Source organism: Streptomyces sp. YS-3 (assembly GCF_045257485.1).
Lineage (GTDB): Bacteria > Actinomycetota > Actinomycetes > Streptomycetales > Streptomycetaceae > Streptomyces.
The window spans coordinates 1-522 of the sequence record NZ_JBJHPC010001227.1; the positions used below are offsets into that span (position 1 = coordinate 1).

Consider the following 522-nt stretch of genomic DNA (forward strand, 5'->3'; position numbering starts at 1 on the left):
CGGGGGCGGCTTGCGGGTGGGAGCACGAATACACAGCTCCTGCTTACAGTGGCCTGACAGCTTGTGGGAAAAGCTGAGCGCTGACRTGTGCACACGTCCGCACCGTGCGATACGCGATTGTCGGACCCCTGACGCACCATGGTCGGTGTCGCGTCCCCAGCCGAACCATACCGACCCCGAGACTGAGTGGAACCGAGGAGAGAGAGCTGTGAGCACCGAGAACGAGGGCACCGCGGTCCCGGCCGTCCCGCCTGCCCCGTCGTCAGCACCGCCCGCGCCTCCCGCCCCTCCCGTGATGTCCGAGGGGGCCGCGGCGCCGTCCCACAGGCCCGAGCACGACATGCCGCAGGCCCCGCCGGCGCCGCCCGCCGCCGAACCGGGCGCCACGCACGCGATGCCGGAGTCCGGTGCGTACGCCGGGTCCGCGTCCCCGCACGCGGCGCCGGAGCCGAAGGCCGCGCCCGAGGCGGCGGGCGGGCAGGGCAAGGAAGAAGAGAAAGGGGACGCGCCCGATCCGGCCAC

General features: G+C 73.1%; 1 pseudogene. It reads left to right on the plus strand.

From position 1 onward, the window contains the following. Positions 1–208: 208 nt before the first annotated feature. A pseudogene (locus ACJA3G_RS38435) lies at positions 209–522 on the plus strand (protease); the annotation flags it as partial.